The 21,870-nt window shown below is 40.4% G+C and carries 22 protein-coding genes; 12 read left to right on the forward strand and 10 right to left on the reverse strand.

Going from position 1 to position 21,870, the window contains the following annotated elements; all coding sequences use genetic code 11:
* Positions 1–111: 111 nt before the first annotated feature.
* The 3 genes from P3L56_RS11610 to maeB form a co-directional block, all read right to left on the reverse strand.
* A complete protein-coding gene (locus P3L56_RS11610) occupies positions 112–906 on the reverse strand; it encodes an energy transducer TonB (protein WP_166685067.1) in 795 nt (264 codons plus the stop codon).
* A gap of 128 nt (positions 907–1,034) precedes the next feature.
* Positions 1,035–1,907, reverse strand: coding sequence for a ChaN family lipoprotein (locus P3L56_RS11615; RefSeq protein ID WP_166685068.1), 873 nt, complete (start codon positions 1,905–1,907; stop codon positions 1,035–1,037).
* A 128-nt stretch (positions 1,908–2,035) separates the two neighbouring features.
* Entirely contained in the window at positions 2,036–4,315 is a 2,280-nt protein-coding gene (gene maeB, locus P3L56_RS11620; RefSeq protein ID WP_042843562.1) for an NADP-dependent oxaloacetate-decarboxylating malate dehydrogenase, read from the reverse strand.
* Positions 4,316–4,930: 615 nt separating this feature from the next.
* Here maeB and P3L56_RS11625 point away from each other — a divergent pair.
* The 4 genes from P3L56_RS11625 to P3L56_RS11640 all read left to right on the forward strand — a co-directional run bounded on the left by P3L56_RS11625 (position 4,931) and on the right by P3L56_RS11640 (position 7,918).
* On the forward strand, positions 4,931–5,551 hold the full coding sequence (locus tag P3L56_RS11625) for a LuxR C-terminal-related transcriptional regulator (protein ID WP_042843561.1): 621 nt from the start codon (positions 4,931–4,933) through the stop codon (positions 5,549–5,551).
* Positions 5,552–5,719: 168 nt separating this feature from the next.
* On the forward strand, positions 5,720–6,094 hold the full coding sequence (locus P3L56_RS11630) for an ArsC family reductase (RefSeq protein ID WP_042843560.1): 375 nt from the start codon (positions 5,720–5,722) through the stop codon (positions 6,092–6,094).
* 13 nt (positions 6,095–6,107) lie between these two features.
* Complete coding sequence (dapE, locus tag P3L56_RS11635; protein ID WP_198861443.1) at positions 6,108–7,238, forward strand: succinyl-diaminopimelate desuccinylase; 1,131 nt, start codon at positions 6,108–6,110, stop codon at positions 7,236–7,238.
* Positions 7,239–7,249: 11 nt separating this feature from the next.
* A complete protein-coding gene (locus P3L56_RS11640; protein ID WP_198861444.1) occupies positions 7,250–7,918 on the forward strand; it encodes a M15 family metallopeptidase in 669 nt (222 codons plus the stop codon).
* Positions 7,919–7,975: 57 nt separating this feature from the next.
* Here P3L56_RS11640 and P3L56_RS11645 read toward each other — a convergent pair whose 3' ends face one another.
* On the reverse strand, positions 7,976–8,368 hold the full coding sequence (locus P3L56_RS11645; RefSeq protein ID WP_094301207.1) for a DUF454 family protein: 393 nt from the start codon (positions 8,366–8,368) through the stop codon (positions 7,976–7,978).
* A gap of 986 nt (positions 8,369–9,354) precedes the next feature.
* Between P3L56_RS11645 and P3L56_RS11650 the strand changes: the two genes are divergently transcribed.
* Complete coding sequence (locus tag P3L56_RS11650) at positions 9,355–9,546, forward strand: YpfN family protein (protein ID WP_042843559.1); 192 nt, start codon at positions 9,355–9,357, stop codon at positions 9,544–9,546.
* On the opposite strand, the gene P3L56_RS11655 is transcribed toward P3L56_RS11650, so the two are convergent.
* Both P3L56_RS11655 and P3L56_RS11660 read right to left on the reverse strand, forming a co-directional pair.
* A complete protein-coding gene (locus P3L56_RS11655) occupies positions 9,527–11,548 on the reverse strand; it encodes a tRNA(Met) cytidine acetyltransferase TmcA (protein ID WP_042843557.1) in 2,022 nt (673 codons plus the stop codon). The two genes, P3L56_RS11650 and P3L56_RS11655, sit on opposite strands and share 20 nt — an antisense overlap.
* A 7-nt stretch (positions 11,549–11,555) precedes the next feature.
* The gene (locus tag P3L56_RS11660; protein ID WP_004911348.1) at positions 11,556–12,008 is read right to left on the reverse strand and encodes a DUF441 domain-containing protein; all 453 of its coding nucleotides are present in this window, start codon (positions 12,006–12,008) and stop codon (positions 11,556–11,558) included.
* A 717-nt stretch (positions 12,009–12,725) separates the two neighbouring features.
* On the opposite strand from P3L56_RS11660, the gene P3L56_RS11665 reads away from it, so the two are divergent.
* The 5 genes from P3L56_RS11665 to P3L56_RS11685 are packed head-to-tail and all read left to right on the forward strand — an operon-like array spanning position 12,726 to position 16,161.
* Positions 12,726–13,151 (forward strand): PPC domain-containing DNA-binding protein, encoded by a 426-nt coding sequence (locus tag P3L56_RS11665; RefSeq protein WP_042843555.1) that lies wholly within the window; start codon positions 12,726–12,728, stop codon positions 13,149–13,151.
* Positions 13,152–13,185: 34 nt separating this feature from the next.
* Positions 13,186–13,767: a membrane protein gene (locus P3L56_RS11670; protein ID WP_042843553.1), complete on the forward strand. Its 582-nt coding sequence runs from the start codon at positions 13,186–13,188 to the stop codon at positions 13,765–13,767.
* Positions 13,768–14,472 (forward strand): energy-coupling factor transporter transmembrane component T, encoded by a 705-nt coding sequence (locus tag P3L56_RS11675; protein ID WP_198860664.1) that lies wholly within the window; start codon positions 13,768–13,770, stop codon positions 14,470–14,472.
* Entirely contained in the window at positions 14,463–15,329 is an 867-nt protein-coding gene (locus P3L56_RS11680; RefSeq protein WP_129465980.1) for an energy-coupling factor ABC transporter ATP-binding protein, read from the forward strand. The genes P3L56_RS11675 and P3L56_RS11680 overlap by 10 nt, the downstream gene beginning before the upstream one ends.
* A complete protein-coding gene (locus tag P3L56_RS11685) occupies positions 15,313–16,161 on the forward strand; it encodes an energy-coupling factor ABC transporter ATP-binding protein (RefSeq protein ID WP_198860665.1) in 849 nt (282 codons plus the stop codon). The genes P3L56_RS11680 and P3L56_RS11685 overlap by 17 nt, the downstream gene beginning before the upstream one ends.
* A gap of 66 nt (positions 16,162–16,227) precedes the next feature.
* Here P3L56_RS11685 and purC read toward each other — a convergent pair whose 3' ends face one another.
* From purC to dapA, 3 genes are all read right to left on the reverse strand, one after another.
* On the reverse strand, positions 16,228–16,941 hold the full coding sequence (gene purC, locus P3L56_RS11690; RefSeq protein WP_042843549.1) for a phosphoribosylaminoimidazolesuccinocarboxamide synthase: 714 nt from the start codon (positions 16,939–16,941) through the stop codon (positions 16,228–16,230).
* A gap of 476 nt (positions 16,942–17,417) precedes the next feature.
* Positions 17,418–18,470, reverse strand: coding sequence for an outer membrane protein assembly factor BamC (gene bamC, locus P3L56_RS11695; RefSeq protein ID WP_042843547.1), 1,053 nt, complete (start codon positions 18,468–18,470; stop codon positions 17,418–17,420).
* Between the two features lie 16 nt (positions 18,471–18,486).
* The gene (dapA, locus tag P3L56_RS11700) at positions 18,487–19,359 is read right to left on the reverse strand and encodes a 4-hydroxy-tetrahydrodipicolinate synthase (protein WP_042844313.1); all 873 of its coding nucleotides are present in this window, start codon (positions 19,357–19,359) and stop codon (positions 18,487–18,489) included.
* A gap of 324 nt (positions 19,360–19,683) precedes the next feature.
* On the opposite strand from dapA, the gene P3L56_RS11705 reads away from it, so the two are divergent.
* Both P3L56_RS11705 and bcp read left to right on the forward strand, forming a co-directional pair.
* Positions 19,684–20,241 (forward strand): glycine cleavage system transcriptional repressor, encoded by a 558-nt coding sequence (locus P3L56_RS11705; protein ID WP_042843546.1) that lies wholly within the window; start codon positions 19,684–19,686, stop codon positions 20,239–20,241.
* 14 nt (positions 20,242–20,255) lie between these two features.
* Entirely contained in the window at positions 20,256–20,726 is a 471-nt protein-coding gene (gene bcp, locus P3L56_RS11710; RefSeq protein WP_042843545.1) for a thioredoxin-dependent thiol peroxidase, read from the forward strand.
* Between the two features lie 52 nt (positions 20,727–20,778).
* Here the strand turns inward: bcp and P3L56_RS11715 are convergent, their stop codons facing one another.
* On the reverse strand, positions 20,779–21,843 hold the full coding sequence (locus tag P3L56_RS11715; protein WP_042843543.1) for an AI-2E family transporter: 1,065 nt from the start codon (positions 21,841–21,843) through the stop codon (positions 20,779–20,781).
* Between the last annotated feature and the right edge of the window lie 27 nt (positions 21,844–21,870).

Consider the following 21,870-nt stretch of genomic DNA (forward strand, 5'->3'; position numbering starts at 1 on the left):
CTCCGCAAAACTTGCGTTTGTCTGTAGTCCCAATAATACAATGAGACAAAATTTAACGGCTTGAGAGAAGCCTGACAATAGATTTAAATGTGTTAGCATTTCTTACCCTGATTAATCATTGATGATATTAAAGTCAATAGGTAACTTCACCGTTACCTTTCCATTAACTAACATATCAATTGGTGGTGGTGGCAATGGTTCAGCTCTCAAAAGGACACGTTGTGCTTCTCTATCTAATGATTGCGTCCCGGAGTTTTTAATTAATACACTGTCTAATACATAACCTTGTGCATCAACCTCAAATTTTATGATAGGACGCCCTATTCTATTACGCCTTTTCGCATCATCAGGGTAGCGCTTAAACTTGTTCAACTGCCCCAGTACCATTGCTTCCCATTGACGTTTGCTATCATCAGCTTGAGAACTGCTATCAACTTGTGCAGCAACGCGCTGTGTTTGTTGTTTAGCCACCGCCTCACTAGTCACCGGTGCAGAACTCGCTTTTGAATTATCGCTTTCAATTTCACTTATTCGTTTGTTACTAATTTCCTTATGTGCTTTTTTGACCTCTGGTTGTGTTTTCTTATTTTTAATTTTCGCCACTAATAATTCAGCATCTTCATTAACTGGAACAACCGGTTCAAGAAACTCATCGTCAGGAGTCAGCTTTGCTTCGCTTGCTATCGAAAGTTCTTGTGTTTTCCCAATATTAGTTTCAGTTAATTGTTTTGCTTCTGACTCAAAAGAGAGTTCCATTACCACTGAAGGTGATGGTAAGTAATCATCCCATTTATCTTCTATAGTACGAATAAAGAAACCAATAACCATTATGTGTAAAAGAACCGCTAATACAACTGAGCTACTGGTTTTTGTTGCTTGTTCATAACCTAAAGTCATCGCCACCATTTTCATCTTTCTTATCATAAAAAAAGTATGTAAATGATAATCAATAACAAATGCAAATGAAAAGCATTTATTGACTTTAATGTTAAATCATTCGCATAATTAATGAATATTACTTATCTTATGCGAAATTAATTATTCTTTGGCGTATACCAAACATAATCAGCATGTAAGTTTTCAATTTGATTACCCTCTTCGGAGATAATCAAAACTTTAAATTCTATTTCAGGAGCTAAATCTTGTAAGTGTAAAGGAACCCCGATTGCACGGGTTGCGTGGTACCCACCGGCATACAGCAACGCAGGTTTTGGCGCATTGATTAACGCTTGTGCCATTGCCCGATCACGCATCTGCTGAATAACAGTCATTTTTTCTACTTGTTCAACGGTAAGTTCCCCACCATGTGAGCTTTTAATCGTTTTCCGAATTGTATCTTGTACTACTGACTGCGTTGAATACTGGCCTTTTAGTACAGGTGGATTAGCATAAGCCTCTGTAATAACCTGTTTATCTAAATTAGCGCTCAACAAAGGATATGGCTGACTAAGTAAATGCCTTACCAGATTACCGTATAAGCCCCAAGGCCAGCCAGTATTCCACTTAATAGCCGCCTGTAGCTTTTCATCACGTATATAAAGGTTACTTTGCATCTGAGCTTGCACCTTGGTGATATTGTTTTGCTGTGAAGGCGTAATCATTTCAAGTAACACAGAGCCTTGAGGGCGAAGCTGTTGCATTTCCTGAGCAACCCACTGCTCTATTTGGTGATGATACAGATTGTCATGCTTTTCCCCCACAATCACATGAGTGGATTGTGCGAGTTGCTGGATAAGTTGTTGAGGCGTAATTGGTTTTCCGGTAGACAAATCAACCAATTGATTTGGCCCAGTAAGCTGATTATCTAGTTGTACTATGGACGGTGTAACTTTTTGCACACAACCGCTAATAATGAATAACCCGACGATAAAAATGGATACTTTTGATATTAATCTAATTGAAATCATTATACTTTCCGTATGCTGTAGTCTACACTACAAAATACAGATAATGAGAATCATTTTCAATTAAAAAAGACTTCTATTTTATAAAAACAGAAGTCTTTACAGATAATGTTAAGTTATTAACACAAAACCTATAGCGGGTTAGTTTGTGCTTCTACAACGGCTAATGCCACCATATTCACAATGCGACGTACTGAAGCAATTGGCGTTAAAATATGCACAGGCTTCGCTACTCCCATCAATACTGGCCCTACAGTAACACCATCAGAGCTAGTCACTCGCAGTAAATTATAACTAATACGAGCTGCTTCCATATTAGGCATAATCAATAAGTTAGCTGAACCTTTTAATGGGCTATCAGGCATCACATCTTTGCGAATTGATTCGATTAAGGCCGCATCGGCATGCATTTCACCGTCAATTTCAAGGTGCGGATCACGTGCTTTAACCATCGCAAGTGTGTCGCGCATTTTTTGTGCTGATGCGCAATCCGAAGAACCAAAACTAGAACGAGAAAGCAGAGCAACTTTTGGTTCAATACCAAAGCGACGTACGGTATCTGCCGCCATTAAAGTAATTTCTGTTAGCTCTTCAGGTGTAGGGTCTTCATTAACGTAAGTATCGGCGATAAACGTGTTACCGGTTGGTAGTAGCAAGGCATTCATCGCACCTGCGGTATGAACACCTTCACGGAAACCAAATAGTTCTTTGACGACTTCGTAATGTTCACCATAACTTCCGACAGTACCGCAAATCATCCCATCTGCTTCGCCACGCAATACCATGATCCCACCAATTAAGGTTGGGTTATTGATTACAGCACGACGTGCCATTTCTTGTGAGACGCCTCGGCGTTTCATAATCTGGTAGTATTCTTGCCAGTACTCTTTATACCGTGGGTCATTTTCATTGTTTACTACTTCAAAATCTTTACCTAGTTCAATATGTAGGCCAAGCTTTTGAATGCGCATTTCAATCACACTAGGACGCCCAACTAAAACAGGGAACGCTAAACCTAATGAAACTAATTCTTGAGTCGCATGCAATACGCGCTCTTCTTCCCCTTCCGCCAAAACAATGCGTTTTTTCTCTGTTTTCGCTTGAGAGAAAATAGGCTTCATAAACAAGTTTGTTTTATAGACAAACTGATTTAATTTTTCGATATACACATCAAAGTCTTCGATTGGTCGTGTTGCAACGCCTGAATCCATAGCGGCTTTTGCAACAGCAGGAGCAATCTTAACAATTAAGCGTGGGTCAAATGGTTTAGGAATAATATATTCAGGGCCAAAAAATAAGTCCTGATTACCATACGCAGAGGCCACTTCTTCACTTTGTTCTGCCAAAGCCAAATCTGCAATGGCATACACACAAGCTAGTTTCATTTCTTCGTTAATGGTTGTCGCACCCACATCCAGTGCACCACGGAAAATGAATGGGAAGCATAAAACGTTATTAACTTGGTTAGGATAATCAGAACGACCTGTACAGATAATGGCGTCAGGACGAACCTCTTTGGCTAACGGTGGAAGAATTTCAGGCTCTGGGTTGGCAAGCGCCAATATGAGTGGGTCTTTTGCCATGGTTTTCACCATTTCAGGCGTTAAAAGACGAGGACCAGAACAACCTAGGAAAATATCGGCATTTGGTATCGCATCAGCTAAAGTACGCTGGCCGTTATCTTCAATCGCATAGGCCGCTTTAGTGACATCCATTTTTTCGTCACGACCCTTATAAATAACACCTTTTGAGTCACAAACTGTGATATTTTCACGTTTTAAGCCTAATGCGACTAATAAATTCATACAAGCGATTGATGCGGCTCCCGCGCCTGAAACTACTAGACGGACGTCACCAATCTCTTTTTTTACAATACGTAATCCATTGATAACCGCAGCAGTACAGATAATCGCTGTCCCGTGTTGGTCATCGTGGAATACGGGTATTTTCATGCGTTCACGCAGTTTTTGTTCAATATAAAAGCATTCTGGCGCTTTGATATCTTCCAAATTAATACCACCAAAAGTTGGCTCAAGCGAAGCAATGATATCAACCAGTTTGTCTGGGTCTGTTTCATCAACTTCAATATCAAAGACATCAACGCCAGAAAACTTTTTAAATAGTACGCCTTTCCCTTCCATGACAGGTTTACCTGCCAAAGCACCAATATTACCTAACCCAAGAACTGCCGTACCGTTGGACACAACGCCAACAAGGTTACCTTTAGCAGTATAACGGTAAGCTTTAAGTGGGTTTTCAGCAATTTCAAGGCATGGAACAGCAACGCCGGGGGAATAAGCTAATGCAAGATCGCGCTGGGTTGTTAATGGTTTAGTTGGAGTAACAGTAATTTTCCCAGGATGTGGAAACTCATGAAAATCAAGAGCACTTTGTTTTAATTTATCATCCATCGTCAAGTCCTTTCAAAATTGGTAAGGTAAGAGCGCTAACAGTATAAACACATCTCACTAGCAAATCATGATCATGCTGGCAATTTCCAGAAAAATCTTTCGGTTACGATGATATTATCAGCAATATGTCTGCAGATACCTTACCTGCGCTATCGTTTTATCCATTCAAAGTCCCCCTGCCTCTACCAATAATAAAAGTGATAACAGCAACACGTTTAAGATATTAATCTATTTCTCACAGACTAAGATATTTATTAATTTTATATAAATCATATATCATTATGTACTCCTTCAATTTAAAAAACATGCAAATTAAATTGTGAAAATATTATTTTTACTTTCATGATTATTTTTTTATCATTATCATATTAAAATATTAGATATTATTTACACCAATTTAATGTATTATCAAAATTTGTGATTATTATTTTTATGTCGTGTTCTCATAACATATTTCAGTAACTTATTTCAGCAATACAGGCAATATATAACAACCTAATACATAGTGAAAAAACACTATTATATATATTAATTATATATTAAATAAATTATTTAACAGCCCACTCTCTATATGGAAAATATGATATTCCTTAAGACATGACAAAGGAACCGACTATGTCTAATTATTCAGTAATGATTATTGATGAACACCCGATCATACACTTCGGATTACGTCAACTTATAAATACCGATGATTACTTTACTATAATTGCTGAATGTTGCTGCTGTAACGACGCTTTGAATGTCGCAACACAGTTACACCCTAACCTAATAATAATTGATACTAATATTCGAGGGAATAAAACGTTTGAGACCATACGCTCACTTCGTAAGCATTGTATAAATAGTTATATATTAGTGTTATCTGCATCTACTATTAAGACTGATGTGTATAATGCTATCGATTCCGGTGCTCAAGGTTATTTATTAAAAAACAGTGATCTAGATATGCTATTTTATAGTATGAAAAAAGCATCAGAAGGCCAGCATGTGTTTAGTGAAAAAATATATCAACTGCTTATTACACGGCATCAATCTACTGACCCTTTATCAACACTAACTCGACGCGAATGTGAAATCATTCACAAAATGGCACTAGGCTTAAAAAATAGGGAAATAGCTAAATTGTTTTTTATTTCAGAGGAAACGGTGAAAGTTCACATACGCAATATTCTTAAGAAGCTACGTGTCCGCTCACGACTTGAAGCAAGCTTAATATATATGCGCTCAAAATAAATCTATATAATTTAATATTAACGCTCAGTTTAATTCATTTAATATTTATGAAATAAACTATATGTAAGCAAATAATAACCTTGATATCTATTTACCATTTTGGGGTAGATCCTCAATGCATTTTCCCGCATTATATAAGGTATATCGCTATTTTTTGAGGACCATTGTATGTCGAACACCCCTGCTGCTTCTCCTTATATTATGTACGGAATTAAAAATTGTGACACCATAAAAAAAGCTCGCCGATACTTAGAGGATAATGGGGTTGATTATCAGTTCCATGATTATCGGGTTGATGGAATTAGTGATGCATTACTTTCTACACTGATGGATAACATTGACTGGGAAATCCTCGTTAATAAGCGTGGTACTACATGGCGTAAATTGACTGATGATGAAAAAAATGCCGTTATCGACGCTAATAGCGCTAAAAAGGTATTACTTGCAGAGCCTGCGATGATCAAACGCCCTGTACTTGTTTCCGCTGATAACCGTTATCTAGTTGGGTTTAATGCGGATGAGTACCAAAACTTCATTAAATAATCAGGTGATTAAAATGGATTGTCCGGTTATTCAACTTGCCAAAGAACTTATTGTTCGCCCTTCAATCAGCCCTGATGACCAAGGCTGCCAAGCCTTACTTATTGAACGCCTAGACAAAATTGGCTTCATTATTGAGCCCATGCCCTTTGGGAATACATTAAATTTTTGGGCATTTCGTGGCGCAAAAGGCCCTACTTTAGCCTTCGCAGGTCACACTGATGTTGTCCCTGCGGGTAATAGTGCTCAGTGGCAAACACCACCATTTACACCTACGATTATAAATCAGCATCTTTATGGCCGTGGTGCTGCCGACATGAAGGGTTCAGTCGCAGCAATGGTCGTCGCTGCAGAGCGATTTGTTGAAAAACACCCCAACCATCAGGGTCGTTTAGCCTTTTTAATTACCTCAGATGAAGAGGCAGATGCGTTAGACGGTACTGTTAAAGTCGTTGAAACTTTAATGCAGCGCCAAGAACGCGTCGACTACTGTTTAGTCGGTGAGCCTTCTAGTCAAGCTCAATTAGGTGACATTGTTAAAAATGGCCGCAGAGGTTCAATCACAGCTAACCTCACTATCATCGGCGTACAAGGCCATGTCGCCTACCCACATTTAGCAACTAACCCAGTTCACCGCGCAAGTGCGTTTTTGCATGAGCTTACGACCACCACATGGGATACTGGTAATGATTTTTTCCCAGCAACGACGATGCAAATTGCTAACATCCATGCAGGGACAGGGGCAAGTAATGTGATCCCTGGAGAATTATCTGTCCAATTTAATTTCCGTTTTAGTACTGAGTTGACTGACACACAAATACGTGACAGGGTCACTGAAATGTTATCACGACATGGACTCGAGTATAAAATTGAATGGGTACTATCTGGGCAACCTTTTTTGACAGAAAAACGCGAATTAGTTACCGCTACATTACAAGCAATTCATGAATTAACGGGTCAAAACGCTGAACTTTCAACCAGTGGTGGTACGTCGGATGGCCGTTTTATCGCTCAAATGGGCACTCAAGTGATTGAACTAGGCCCATTAAATGCAACAATTCATAAAGTTGATGAATGCGTAAAAGTGGATGACCTACAACAATTAGCTTTAATCTATGAGAGGATCATGGAGTTGTTAATACTATGACCACCAATAATATGCTCACTGTTGAAATGCTAACTGGCCGCTCAACAGACCATTTAGTTACGCTTGGCGGGTCACATCGCTTGCAATTTAATGCAACAAAAGCGTTTCTTGCAATGCAACAAACCGCGACTAAAGCGGGCTTTAAATTACAGTCAGCAAGCGCTTTTCGTGATTTTTCACGTCAACAACTTATTTGGAATGAAAAATTTACCGGCCTGCGCCCTGTTCTTGATACTCATAGTCAACCATTAGATATCAGCCAACTTTCTGAAGGGGAACTATGTGAAGCTATTCTGCATTGGTCCGCATTACCCGGAGCCAGTCGCCATCACTGGGGCACAGAGATTGATGTTTATGACCCTTTGCGTATCCCTACAGGGCAAACATTGCAGTTAGAACCATGGGAATATGAGGCTGGGGGCTACCTTGCAGAGCTAAATGATTGGCTTACTGAAAATATGTCAACATTCGATTTTTATCGCCCGTTCACAGCAATTGATGCTGGTGTCGCATACGAACCGTGGCATATTAGTTATTGGCCTTTAGCGCATGAAGCTGAGCAATTATTAACACCTGAAGTGATTAAACAAGTGTTACAGCAAGAAGAGATCTATGGTAAAAATTGGCTAATCAACAACTTAAATTATGTATTTGAGCGTTATATTCGCCTAGATGTATAAGACTAGCTAAGACATTTCCCCCTATTATATTGCGTTTCATAGATTGGAATTCCCCGTCTATGAAACCTTCTTATTTTTCCCTGAAATTTGTTCATCAACCACTGGAAGCCTATACATAAACATTAACAACCAACATAACAGTACCAATAAGCTTATTTTTAACCAAAGGTAACTAACAACCCAAATAGAAAATGAAAATGTTAATAAGATTAAAATAATAGCCTTAGGTTTAGCCCCCTTTGGTAACCCTTTATGTTTTTGCCAATGACGAATATAACTACCGAACCACGAACGATATAGCAACCAGTGATGGAAACGCGGTGATGAGCGAGAGAAGCACCAAGCAGCTAATAATAAAAAAGGGGTTGTTGGCAAAACGGGAAGCACCACACCAGCAAAAGCCAGTACAACAGCTAACCATCCAATGGTAATGAGGAACAATTTTTTCAAAACTCCTCCTCCTTTATAAAGAATAAGAAATAAGCAGATACTAAGGTAAAATACCTTACAAAATCTGTGGTAACTCATAGTAATATCAATGATATACTGTAATGGTAAATAGGCGTAATGAAAAGTCGATTTTGCCGATTGAAATGATTATGATTACCTTTATTTTAGCGTGTTGAAGGTATTGTCCGATTTTAACGAGTATAGCTATATTTTTATCATGCCGTTTAATTTCTAATAAAGGTGATAGGAAACTCGCCTAGTCACATACCCCGTATGTAACTAGGGTAACTGAGCGAAATCAACGCACAGACAGCTCAAAGAATGACTGTTCCATACCCATTCTAAATTATTTGAGTTGTATGAAGGCGATAAGAGAAGGCATCCCTAGGAGCATACACCCGTATGTGACTAGGGTAACTGAGCGAAATCAACGCACAGACAGCTCAAAGAATGACTGTTCCATACCCATTCTAAATTATTTGAGTTGTATGAAGGCGATAAGAGAAGGCATCCCTAGGAGCATACCCCCGTATGTGACTAGGGTGACTGAGCGAAATCAACGCACAGACAGCTCAAAGAATGACTGTTCCATACCCATTCTAAATTATTTGAGTTGTATGAAGGCGATAAGAGAAGGCATCCCTAGGAGCATACCCCCGTATGTGACTAGGGTGACTGAGCGAAATCAACGCACAGACAGCTCAAAGAATGACTGTTCCATACCCATTCTAAATTATTTGAGTTGTATGAAGGCGATAAGAGAAGGCATCCCTAGGAGCATACACCCGTATGTGACTAGGGTAACTGAGCGAAATCAACGCACAGACAGCTCAAAGAATGACTGTTCCATACCCATTCTAAATTATTTGAGTTGTATGAAGGCGATAAGAGAAGGCATCCCTAGGAGCATACACCCGTATGTGACTAGGGTGACTGAGCGAAATCAACGCACAGACAGCTCAAAGAATGACGAATGGAAGGTGAATATGCAATGGCTAGCTGACTACTGGTGGATAATTTTACTCTTACTAGTCGGTATTATTTGGAACTCAGTAAAAGAAATGCTGAGACTTGACCCCAAAAAATACCTAGATGATAAACCTGAACTCCCTCCTCATAAAGATAATAACCACTTATGGGACGATGAGGATGACTGGCCTAATGACAAAAAGAAATAATCTTTTGTTTTATTTTGCTAAGCAAATCGGGTTGGTATTTTTTTACTTGTGTACCAACCTCTTTTCTCGCTAATTGTAGCCATTGTTTTTTCCCTGTTAATGCCATATCAGCGCAAATTTGAGTTATCGGCTCTAATGATTGCAAATGCCTACTTAACAAAGGTAGTTCATTTGAAGTTACAGTTAACAAACGCATAATGGCACTTTTACTTGCTGCTAGAGGGCGTTTAAACTCACTAAAACCGACTAGTTCTAACCAATCTTCATCCATTAACTGCTGTTGGTCACTTACTAGTAAATTAAACGCTGATAAATCCTCACGCCAGGCTACATCCCGCTGTAACAACAATTCACCTTGCTCACAAAATTGAGATGCGCGGCTAGAAATCGGTAATATTGCCATCGCAGTAAAACACCCGCTACTCGCTTCTTTATGGTCCCCTATGCGAATTAACCGAAAACCTGCTTTTTGCCAAAATGCGAGTAAATCCGGGGTTAACCCAAAACTGACTGATAAAAAATCCAAACCCTGTTGTTTCGCAATAACCTGTTGCTTTTCTAATAATGTTAAACCAACTTGTTTTCTTCGATAATGGCTCTCAACGGCAATACGCATTACCCTACGTGATTTCCATTGAGCAACATTCGGAAAATAACTGTGTGCGGCTAATGACTGTACAACTAAATTCCCTCTAGGCCGGCGTAAACCAGCCCAAATTTGCCAGCCTAGCGCTTCAGTTAATTGCCCCTCATCTACCATCCATACAGCACCAATGAAAGTGCTTTCATGGCCGACAGCTTTTGCCGCCATAAAATGTTGTTGCTTTGCGTCCAATAAACGCCTTAAATCTAAAGGAGATGTTCGATAATGCGCACTCATCAATAAGCCATAAAAAGCGCTAAGTTGGGTATAGTTAGCCGCCAATTCCATTTGAGTTATCCCTAAATACTCAATGGCATCAACCTTATTTTTCTGACATTCTGGTTCTTGTAACAGGAGTGCTTGGTTAAGCCACAGCTCTAAAGGGTCATTTCGAGCAAAACGCATCGGCTCATCAAGCTGAAGTGCTGTGAAATTTTGCAAACTAGCACAAAATTTCAACATAAAACCTCGCCCAGTTCCCTCATAACCATCAACGGTCGTCGTCAATAAAACTCGAGGAAAGTATTCTACTAATTCACGCAAAATATAGCTTGGGATGGCTGAAGCTTCATCAATAATTAACCAATCTGCAGTAATGTTTTTTTTCTGGCGACAAAACGACAAAAGATTATCTGGGGACCAAAACGTAATTGGCTTACCTGCCCGTTGTGTTAACACTTCTGTCGCCACTTTCGCTGGAGCACAACACCAGCACTCCCCAGGCCATTGTTGTATTAGCATCCCCGCAAGGGTCGATTTCCCCCGCCCTCTAGGTGCTATTACCCCCCAAATACCACCTTGAGCATGTAATAGTTGGCTAATAATTTTTTGTTGTTGTTTGGTTGGTTGACCTGTTGCTGGCAACCATTTGGTTTTATTTTCCAACAATGAAAAACTGGGAGTATTCCCCTGCTGGTAAAATAATACGGTATCCGATAAGTGAATTGTGTGTTGTAAGTGCGATACAAAATTAGGAGTGGGAATAATACCGTGTTGCTCATTCCAGCGTAGGCTATCCACATCTTCACTGGCTGCCCATCTCGACGGCTCTTTGGTACATAAAACCAACAGACTGCCAGCCTTCAATGCCCCAGATAATATTGCCAATGCTTCACTATGTAGGCCTTTACGCGCGTCAAAAATACCGTGTAAAAACTCCCGACCTAACAACAAGTGTGCATTTTCAGGTAGAACCGCCCTCGGTAAGCTAGAGGATAGCGTTAACCAATCCCCCTTTAGTGTTTCTTGTAGGTTTATCAGTTGTTGCTCGACCCAAGCATCGTCTCCTGAAAGGAGCAAAAGACGCCGCATGCCCAGAAAACGAAGCTGTTCTACAATGGGAGATAATAGTTCAACCATAGTAATGTTATGATTTCCCAATTAATAATGACAAGATCCCAGCCGCAATTAACGGCCCTACAGGAACGCCGCGGAACAAAGCGACACCAATAACTGTCCCGACTAATAACCCTGCGACTGTAGAAGGTTGATGTGACATTAAAGTCACCCCACGGCTACCTAGCCAAGAGACGGCAATACCAATCACGATGGCAAGGATTGATTTCCAATTTAAAAATGAGCTCAGGACTTCGTTCGCTGTTATTTTGCCACTTGCGATAGGAGCCATCACCCCAATAGTGAGAATAAGAATGCCGATTGTTAACCCATATTTTTCAATCCATGGGAAATAATTATTCAATGGCGTTATCCTAACCACCAATAAAAATAACATCGCAAGAGTGACCGTCATATTATGACTTATGATCCCTAACCCAGCTAATACCAGTAGGATGATTAATGTTGGATCAACATGACTCATAGATTTATCCCTGTAGAACGCGTAATTATTATTTTACGAACAGCTAAAATGATTGGTTTCAAAACATGTTATTGGCTCATCATCAAAGAAGCAAATATATACATGCTCTATTTTGTTTTTGCTAACCTATTATTATAATGAATAATAAAACTGACTGTCTCCTTCCATCATATTAACTTAGTAATTACACTTGTATTACTTATTAATATCAATTGATGCTGTTTAATATTTTTAGCTTTATTCTAACTAAAGGCATGTATGAATACGAATATTGCCCATCTAGCATACTGAACTATCCCCAAAGCTATACCATCCGAGGATGGTTTAAACGGGAATAGTAGACATTTCCCTTAGCAATTTATCCATATTAAAGAAAACACTCGCTAGCATAAACCATGGTTATCCGTTTATCGCGCTCAGAAAAACACCGTTAAGTTTAAATCCACCTGTAAGCAATAAAACTTAAGCTAAATATTCGGGATATTCATGACTCTTTATTTTTTTATTTCTTCATTTTTCCCATATTCATCACCATAAACACCAACTTACAGTGCGTTTTACTAAAGATGCACTCAAACACCTTTGTTCCCAGACAATTGGTAATTATTGAGTATAATATCCATCAGTTATTAATATAAAAAGTCATAAACCAAGATAATTGATAATTTACTAAATTGTGTGGCACTTATTACTAGCACAATAATTAGGATTAATGATATGACCCACCCTTTACCCCTTTATTCCAACGCTCGTTTTATTGCTATCCGCTTAGTACCCGATGAAGATGTGATTTTATCCTTACGCCAACAAATTGCACATCATCGTCTGCAAGCTGCGTTTATTGCTGGGAGTGTTGGCAGCTTAACCAATGTTGCTCTACGTTTCGCTGGGCAGGATATAACGCATCATACAACAGGTAAATTTGAGATTGTCTCTTTAATCGGTACGTTGGATGCCCAAGGTGAACACCTTCATCTGGCGGTTGCTGACGAAACTGGCAAAGTGCTTGGTGGCCATATGATGCCCGGTTGCACAGTGAGAACCACATTAGAACTGGTGATTGGTGAACTTGAAAAAACCAATTTCACACGTGAACCGTGTCCTCTTTCAGGTTACGAAGAACTTATTATCACCTCTCGTTAATTTATTATTCCATCATAGCAAGGAATACGTTGTCATGAGCAAAACGTCGATTATTTCTAGTCGCACACTGACTTTAATTGTTTTTTCGATCGCGATTAATATGATTATTGGGCAATTAAGCTCTATGTTAAAACTGCCTATTTTTCTCGATTCTATTGGAACGCTAATTTGTGCGTTATTAGCAGGCCCTTGGGTCGCCTTGTTTAGTGGCTTATTAACCAATTTATTGTGGGGATTACTCAGCGGGCCTATCGCCGCAGCATTTGCCCCCGTAGCCATGATGATCGGCCTCAGTGCTGGGTTGTTAGCCCGTGCCGGCTGTTTTCGCACCTTACCTAGAGTTATTTTATCCGGGGTCATTATTACCTTTGCATTAATGCTCGTTGCTGTCCCTATTCGCACTTACTTATTTGCAGGGACGACGGGTAGTGGAGCTGATTTTTTCGTTGCCTATTTCCATGCCGTTGGAGATAACTTACTTGAATCAGTCGCGATTACCGTTCTAGGTGCCAACATCGCAGATAAAGTTATTTCCGCTATTGTTGCTTGGCTGCTGGTTCGCCAATTGCCGGAGCGAGTGCAACGCAACTACCCCAATATGGCTAAGGTAAGTTAAATGCACCCGTTTACCTCGCTGACGCTTTGGCTCTGGCTGAGTGCGAGTTCACTATTTTTGCCTTTGGGGTGGCCTTTAGCTCTGCTAGGTTGTAGTACTTTTATGGTATTACTATTATGGCAACCCGCTCGTCATCGTTGGCGTGTTGTCGCGTGGATTATGATACCCATGGCGGCAGGTCTCTGGCTTATCCATAGTGGTTGGTTAGCCCAGATACTCACAGGGGATACGTTGAAAAATAGCCGCCCAGATTTTGCCATGGCATTATGGTTTAGGTTATTAACTATTATTAGTGGCTCCCAACTTTGTTTGCAATTTGTCCCGACGGAGCGGTTTATTCGAGCCCTATTTGCTAGCAGGTTGCCCGCAAGCTTTGCCTATTTATTGGCAGGTCCACTATTACTCGTTGAACAACTACGCCAACAGTTGATAACTATCCGTGAAGCTCAAATTGCTCGCGGAGTTCCCTTAAATGGCGGGATTTGGCAGCGCATCACATCATTGCCGGCCTTATTATTTCCACTAGCCAGTAATACACTCAATGAGTTGAGTATCCGCAGTGCCGCGCTGGATATGCGTGGCTTTCGATACAGCTCTAACCGTACGACCCTTAACCCTCCCGCTGACAGTTTATGGCAAATATCCTTACGCTACGGGTTAGTCATATTTATTTTTATTGAAGGTGGTTTAGCTCTGTGGTGGTGAATTTGCAACAAATGTGCTTTATTCCACAAGGAACAGAGCAAATTTTATTAGGGCCGATAGATTTACATCTCGATCCAGGCCAGTGGCTATGTGTATACGGGGGCAATGGCAGTGGTAAAAGTACATTAGCCCAACTACTTGCGGGCTGGCATGATGATTTAATCCGTGGGAAAATTGAAGGTGTCGCCAATGTTTTACAGGGAACATTGACAACAGACTCATTAATTCAAGCTTCAACTAGCCGGCAACTCATTCAACAATCCCCACATTTACAGCTATCAGGCTGTGCTTTTACCGTCGAGCAAGAAATAGCCTTTGGGCCTGAAAATTTAGGGTTAGCACCAGAAGAGATAGATAGGCGGGTTGAACAAGCAATCCGTTTAACCTTCTGTGAGCCGTTACGTACTCGGCACCCTTCAACCTTATCGGGTGGTGAAGCTCAGCGTGTCGTCTTAGCCAGCGCTTTAGCAATGCAACCGAAATTACTGCTACTCGATGAGGCATTTAGTCGGTTAACACCTAGTGCGACACAGCATATTTTAATTCAACTCAAGCAATACACCGAACAAACTGGTTGTAGCTTAATGTTATTTGAGCGCAATTTATTACCCGCAACCCATTTTTGCAGTACTTTTTTGCTATTAAGTTCTGGTAAAGCATTTTTAGAAGCAGGAAAAATGCAAGCCGTCGGCAGCTTGAATGATATTTTTCTTGCTGCACTTGAAACTATTAATATGCCAGACGCATGGCGAGCCGTGGGAGAGCTAGTCAAACAAGGTCTTTGGGTTGGTAATATCCCCCATAATGAAAGCCAACTGGTGCAAGCATTTAAGGAGCGGTATGCTGCAACTCGATAAGCTAACTTACCGTTGGCCAAGTTCTAGTCATGATAATATTAAGAGCTTATCTGTCTCCATATACTCTGGAGAATGGGTAGCTTTAGTAGGGGATAATGGCGCGGGGAAATCAACACTATTGCGACTTTTAGCGGGTTTATTGCAACCCACCAGCGGTCATATACACCTCGACAATCAAAAGCTCAGTGCCATTACTGCACCCCATAGAGCAAACCAGATCGGTATTTTATTTCAAGAAGCTGAAAAACAAATTTTTCATAGTCGAGTCAAAGACGAAATCGCCTTTGGTTTAAAGCGGCAAAAATACGCTAAAGCTGAAATTCAAACGCGTACATTACATGCGCTAAAGACTTGCGGCCTCACTGATGTTGCAGATAAACACCCTTTAGATTTGCATGCAGGCCAACGAAGAATGGTTGCTGTTGCCTGTTTAGAGGCTATCTCTCCTAAATTATTATTACTCGATGAGCCTAGCCGTGATTTCGATGCATGTTGGATGCGCCGATTCGAGCATTGGCTAACATTGCAACGTGAAAAAGGGGTTACGGTGGTCACCATTAGCCATGACCTTGACTTTGTAGCACGCCATTTCCAGCGGACCTTACATTTATCAAATGGGGAGCTCATCGCTGATGGGCCGCCATTATCTATATTATGCCATCCTAAACTGCAAGTTGAGTCGTCTCTTCCGGCCCCAACACTGATTTCACTTAGCCAACAGTTACAACTGGAACAACTGGAACAACTGGAACAACTGGAACAACTGGAACAACCTTATATCACCCCATCGTCTTGGGTAACCAATTTTCTGAACCAATCGTCCCTTAAGTAACATAACTCTTCGTCAAAATCAGCCTGAATAGCAGGCTGATCCATACCTAAAATAATGGAAAATTGATTAATCTAGCGGTACACCAATACGACGAGCAACTTCTTCATAAGCCTCAATCAAGCCGCCAAGGCTTTGACGGAAACGGTCTTTATCCATTTTATTAAGGGTTGCTTTATCCCATAAACGGCTACCATCTGGAGAGAATTCATCCCCTAGTACCACTTGGCCTTTATATAAACCAAACTCTAGTTTGAAATCGACTAAAATGAGCCCAGCATCGGCAAAAATTTTGCTCAGAACCTCATTTGCTTTGTAGCTCAGTTCACGCATTGTTGCCAGATTGTCTTTACTAACCCAACCAAAGGTTTCACAATAAGACTCATTGACCATTGGGTCATGCTTCGCATCATCTTTTAAGAATAAGTCAAATAAAGGTGGGTTCAATACCATACCTTCTTCAACACCTAAGCGCTTAACAAGTGAACCCGCTGCGCGGTTACGAATAACACATTCAACTGGAACCATATCTAGTTTTTTGACTAGTGCTTCAGTGTCAGAAAGCAGTGCCTCCATTTGTGTTGGAATACCCGCCTCTTCTAATTTGCTCATAATAAAATGGTTAAATTTATTATTAACCATGCCTTTACGATCAAATTGTTCGATACGCTCACCATCGAGTGCTGATGTATCATTACGGAATTCCAGAACCAGCAGATCAGGATCCTCTGTGGTATAGACAGTTTTTGCCTTACCACGATACAACTCAGCTTTCTTTTGCATCTTACACACTCCAGAGATGTGATTAATCTATATAAAAAATGATATGGGAATTCTGTCATCATTCTGTCTTTACAGAAAAGATAATTAACAGAAGAAAAACCATTTAAAAATACGGTTCACTGTTAATTTTCTACTCTGTTTCAGCTAGTTATATGCCAATGTAAAAGCTTATGCTAACCCACTGATATACAATATTTTATATTTTAGCGCTAATTATGATAATAAAATTCTCAGGCGGACGCAAACGATTACTTCAGCATAAACACTGATTTTTTGTCCATTCGTTTTATGGCATCTCATATTGGCAAGATAGCAATAATATTTAAAATGATTATCTATCTATAAACTTATGATGAGCTAACTCATCCCTTTTCCCCAATTTGAACACATCCAATTTGGCTAAAATTCCCCATAAAAAAACCGCGACTTGTATTGCAAGCCACGGTTTTTATTTGTTTTACCAAAATGAAATATAATTATTTATTCGTTGGAACTTTACTAAACGCCGCTTTTAATGCCGCGACCATTTCATCATTTTGTTTCTGTGTTAATGCGACACCTTTAGTGGTGATAAATTGCAGCGTACTACGGTTGTTTAAGTCACCAACCTGCAATTTATAATCCGCTTCAGGGATAGATGGGTCATCAACCCCCAGAGCTTGCCATTCTGAGCTACTTAAGCCTTTGTAAGTTACCGTGACAGAGCCACTAGAGCGAGAACGGTCGCCAACTTTCATGCCTACACTTTCTAGTGCATGAGGTAACCTTTCCCAAACCGCATCAAATGGCGCACGGACAACGACTAAAGGAAGGCCTGTATCGTCACTACCTGTTTGAACATCTATGATCCCATAGGCACTTTGGATACTGTTTTTATTTGAAGTATCACGCAACGTATATAAATTATCAGTTAATTCGTTTAACAATAATTTGTTATAACGTTGAACTTCAATAGTATCAGTAATAGTTTCATCACCTTGGCGTAACCCTAAACTGGTGACTGTTAATGCCATCATGCCGTTTTCAGGTTTAACCGTAATTTTATGACGGCTTTCAATAGGCACGTTTTCGTCAGCACGATCCCACTTGACCCAATTGGTTTCAATTGAGCGAGAGCCATCATCTTTCGATGAAACTGGGATGCCTCTTTGTTCTAGGATCATGGTGACTTGTGACCAAAGAGCACTATTTTCAGGTGTATTTTCTAGCAACAAACGACTTGCTTGCGCGCTATCTTCCGTGCGTGAACCCGCTAATTGCGAAATTGTCAGTACAGGGGGACGAATATCTAAAGCTTTCCCTACTGCGCCTGTTGATGTGGCTTTAGGGATATCATACTCACCATTTGCTTCTGGTAATGTAAGCCCTTGTGGCACATTTAACACTTTCAATGGCGCAGCATTGAGGTATTCCTCATCACCGCTGACCTGACGTTTATAGCGCTGATCGCTGGAGCAGGCTGCCAGTAACACGACAAGTGACAGGCCAGCAACCTTCATAACCTTCGATTTTTGCAATAATGTTGCCATTAAAATTCCCTAAATTTTACAGTAACCCAGCGAGTTTCAAGGCTTCTTCCACTTTTTGCTGGCCTGAGCTGGTTAGCGGTGTCATAGGTAACCGCAATGTACCATCTGTAATCAAGCCTAAGCGATGACAGCCCCATTTCGCTGGAATTGGATTTGGTTCAACAAACAACTGAAGATGTAACCCCATCAGTTTTTTGTTTAATTCGCGCGCTTCAGTATATTTGCCTGCAAGCGCTAAGTCACACATTTTTACCATCTGCGGTGCAGCAACGTTAGAAGTTACTGAAATAACGCCCTTTCCACCGAGTTGCATGAAATCGAGTGCTGTCGCGTCATCACCGGTTAACAGTACAAAATCATCATCAACCAGTTCTTTGATTTGATGAACCCTAGCTAAGTTCCCTGTCGCTTCTTTAATTGCGACAATATTCGCCAATTTCGCTAAACGCCCTACGGTTTCAGGTAACATATCGCAGCCTGTCCGTGATGGTACATTATAAAGAATCTGTGGCAAGCTAGTGTTCTCTGAAATTGCTTTAAAATGTTGATATAGCCCTTCCTGAGAAGGCCTATTATAATAAGGTGTTACCGTCAGGCAAGCAACTACCCCACTATTTTCAAATTCATTGGTTAAAGAGATAGCTTCCGCTGTCGCATTTGCACCTGCACCAGCAATAATTGGGATACGCCCATCAGCAAGTTCTAAGGTGGCTTTCACTACATCCACATGTTCTTTGTGAGTTAAGGTTGCTGATTCGCCTGTTGTACCAACAGAAACAATGGCAGATGTTCCGCTTTCAACATGGTAATCCACCAGTTTTTTCAGACTGGCTTTATCTAAACGCCCCGCTGAGTCCATCGGTGTTATAACTGCAACAATGCTTCCCATTAAATAATCTTTATAATTTGCGTTTCCATTAGCCATGACGATACCCCCTTAATAATTGAACCCCCATGTTACTTTTTCATTTCCAAGAAGAAAACCACCCAACAGCAAGATTTTAATGAATTTTGTTAATGCCAGAGACATTAACTTAAATAGAAGTAATAATTCGCTGATATTTCTCGCAAGAGTGTGTGCTTTCTCTTGGCAGATGCCATTTTTTATGGTTTCCTTACCTGCATCTGGCGTCAGTTTTATGACAACTGTATTTACTGCTATATTCTAATTAAGTGTTTAACTGACATAATCAAAAACATTAAGGGACAGACTTTGCCTAAGACTGAACAGCAATTTCTTGTGATTACTGCGCTGGGAACAGATCGTCCGGGCATTGTGAACACGATTACTCGCCTCGTTAGTGAGTGTGACTGTAATATTGAAGATAGTCGCTTAGCGATGTTTGGCAAGGAGTTTACGTTTATTATGATGTTATCCGGCAGTTGGAATGCCATCACTCTATTAGAGGCGACATTGCCTCCTAAAGGGGCGGAACTTGACTTGCTGATTGTCATGAAAAGAACTCAAAGTGTTCAAACAACCTATTACCCATCGACAGTAACGGTGAACGTGGTTGTCGACGATGCACCACGGATTGTCGAGCAATTCACAAATTTATTCACAACTTCGCAATGTAATATTGCAGAGCTTGTTTCTAAGACTCAACCAGCCAATAATGATATGCCCGCTCAACTGGAAATTCAGATTACTGCACACGACCCGTTGGACGATAACGGCATAATTATAAAAAACAAATTTCAACAACTATGTACAATGCTAAATGCTAAAGGCAACATAAGCATTATCAACAACCCCAATATGCAGAGTTAACGGAGATATATGTAATGAACCCATTGAAAGCCGGTGATAAGGCGCCTCAATTTAGCCTTCCTGACCAAGATGGTGAGATCATCAATCTTTCTGATTATCAGGGTCAGCGCGTATTAGTTTACTTTTATCCTAAAGCGATGACTCCAGGTTGTACCGTTCAAGCGTGTGGTTTGCGTGATGAAATGGACACACTAAAAGCGAAAGGTGTCGAGGTTTTAGGGATTAGCACAGACAAACCAGAGAAACTTTCTCGTTTCGTTGAAAAAGAAATGTTGAACTTCACTTTATTATCAGACGAAGAGCACCAAGTATGTGAGCAATTTGGGGTTTGGGGTGAAAAACAATTTATGGGGAAAACCTATGATGGTATTCATCGTATCAGTTTCCTCATTGACCCAACAGGGAAAATAGAACACGTATTTGACAATTTCAAAACCAGCAATCACCACGAAATCGTCCTCGAATACATTACCGCGAACGCTTAATTTTTAGTCTTTATATAGTGCTGTATGGGCCATACAGCACTATTTTCTAAACTTATTTTACTAATTCGTTGGTGTCTTCAGGCCACACATGAATAACCGCTTTAATAAGCGTTGCCAGTGGGATTGCAAAAAATACCCCCCACACTCCCCATAAACCACCAAAAACGACAACAGATAAAATAATCACTAGTGGATGTAGATTGACGGCTTCTGAAAACAACAAAGGCACCACAACATTGCTATCCAGCCCTTGGATCACTAAATAAGCCAGCATCAAGTACCAAAACTCACTACCAATACCAAATTGAAATAACCCAACAATAACGACAGGAATTGTTGCTGCTACCGCACCAATATACGGGATCAAAACAGCAACCCCTACCAACACTGATAATAATACTGAGTACCGCAGGTCAAAATACGCAAAACATAAATAAGTGACGACACCCACAATCACCATTTCTGTTACCTTGCCACGTAGATAGTTGGTAATTTGCTCGTTCATTTCTACCCAGACTTTACCTACTAATAAACGGTTTTTAGGTAATAGCTTTAAAAAACTTTGGCTAATACGTTCTTTATCTTTTAATAGGAAAAATGTCATCAGTGGAACTAAAACCAAATAAACAGCTAAAGTAAAAATGCCAATTAGTGATGCCACAGACGCTTTTACGACAGAGTCTGCAATACCTGACATGCGACTGCGTAAATTATCAGCCATCATATCAATAATGCCAACATCAACCAATGCAGGGTATTGCTCAGGGAGTTTCTGTGCAAATTCATTGAAACGGTTAACCATATTCGGTAGATCGGCCATCAAATTAATACCTTGCTGCCAAGCTGTCGGCGCAATAATTAAAATCACCATGGCACTTATTCCCGCAAATAGGGTCAAAATGATACTCACAGCAAAAGAGCGTGATAACCCCGCACGTTGTAGTAAATGCGTCGGCCACTCGAGTAAATAAGCTAAAGCAATTGCTGCCAATAACGGAGCTAGTATACTGCTGAAAAAGAAGATGATCACAAAACCAGAAACCAGTAGTGTAAAAAGTGCAACGGCTTGTGGGTCAGCAAAACGCCGACGATACCACTGTAAAAACAATTCCAGCATTTGTAGCTCCTGGGGAAATAACACAAA

Source organism: Providencia sp. PROV024 (assembly GCF_032709665.1).
Lineage (GTDB): Bacteria > Pseudomonadota > Gammaproteobacteria > Enterobacterales > Enterobacteriaceae > Providencia > Providencia huashanensis.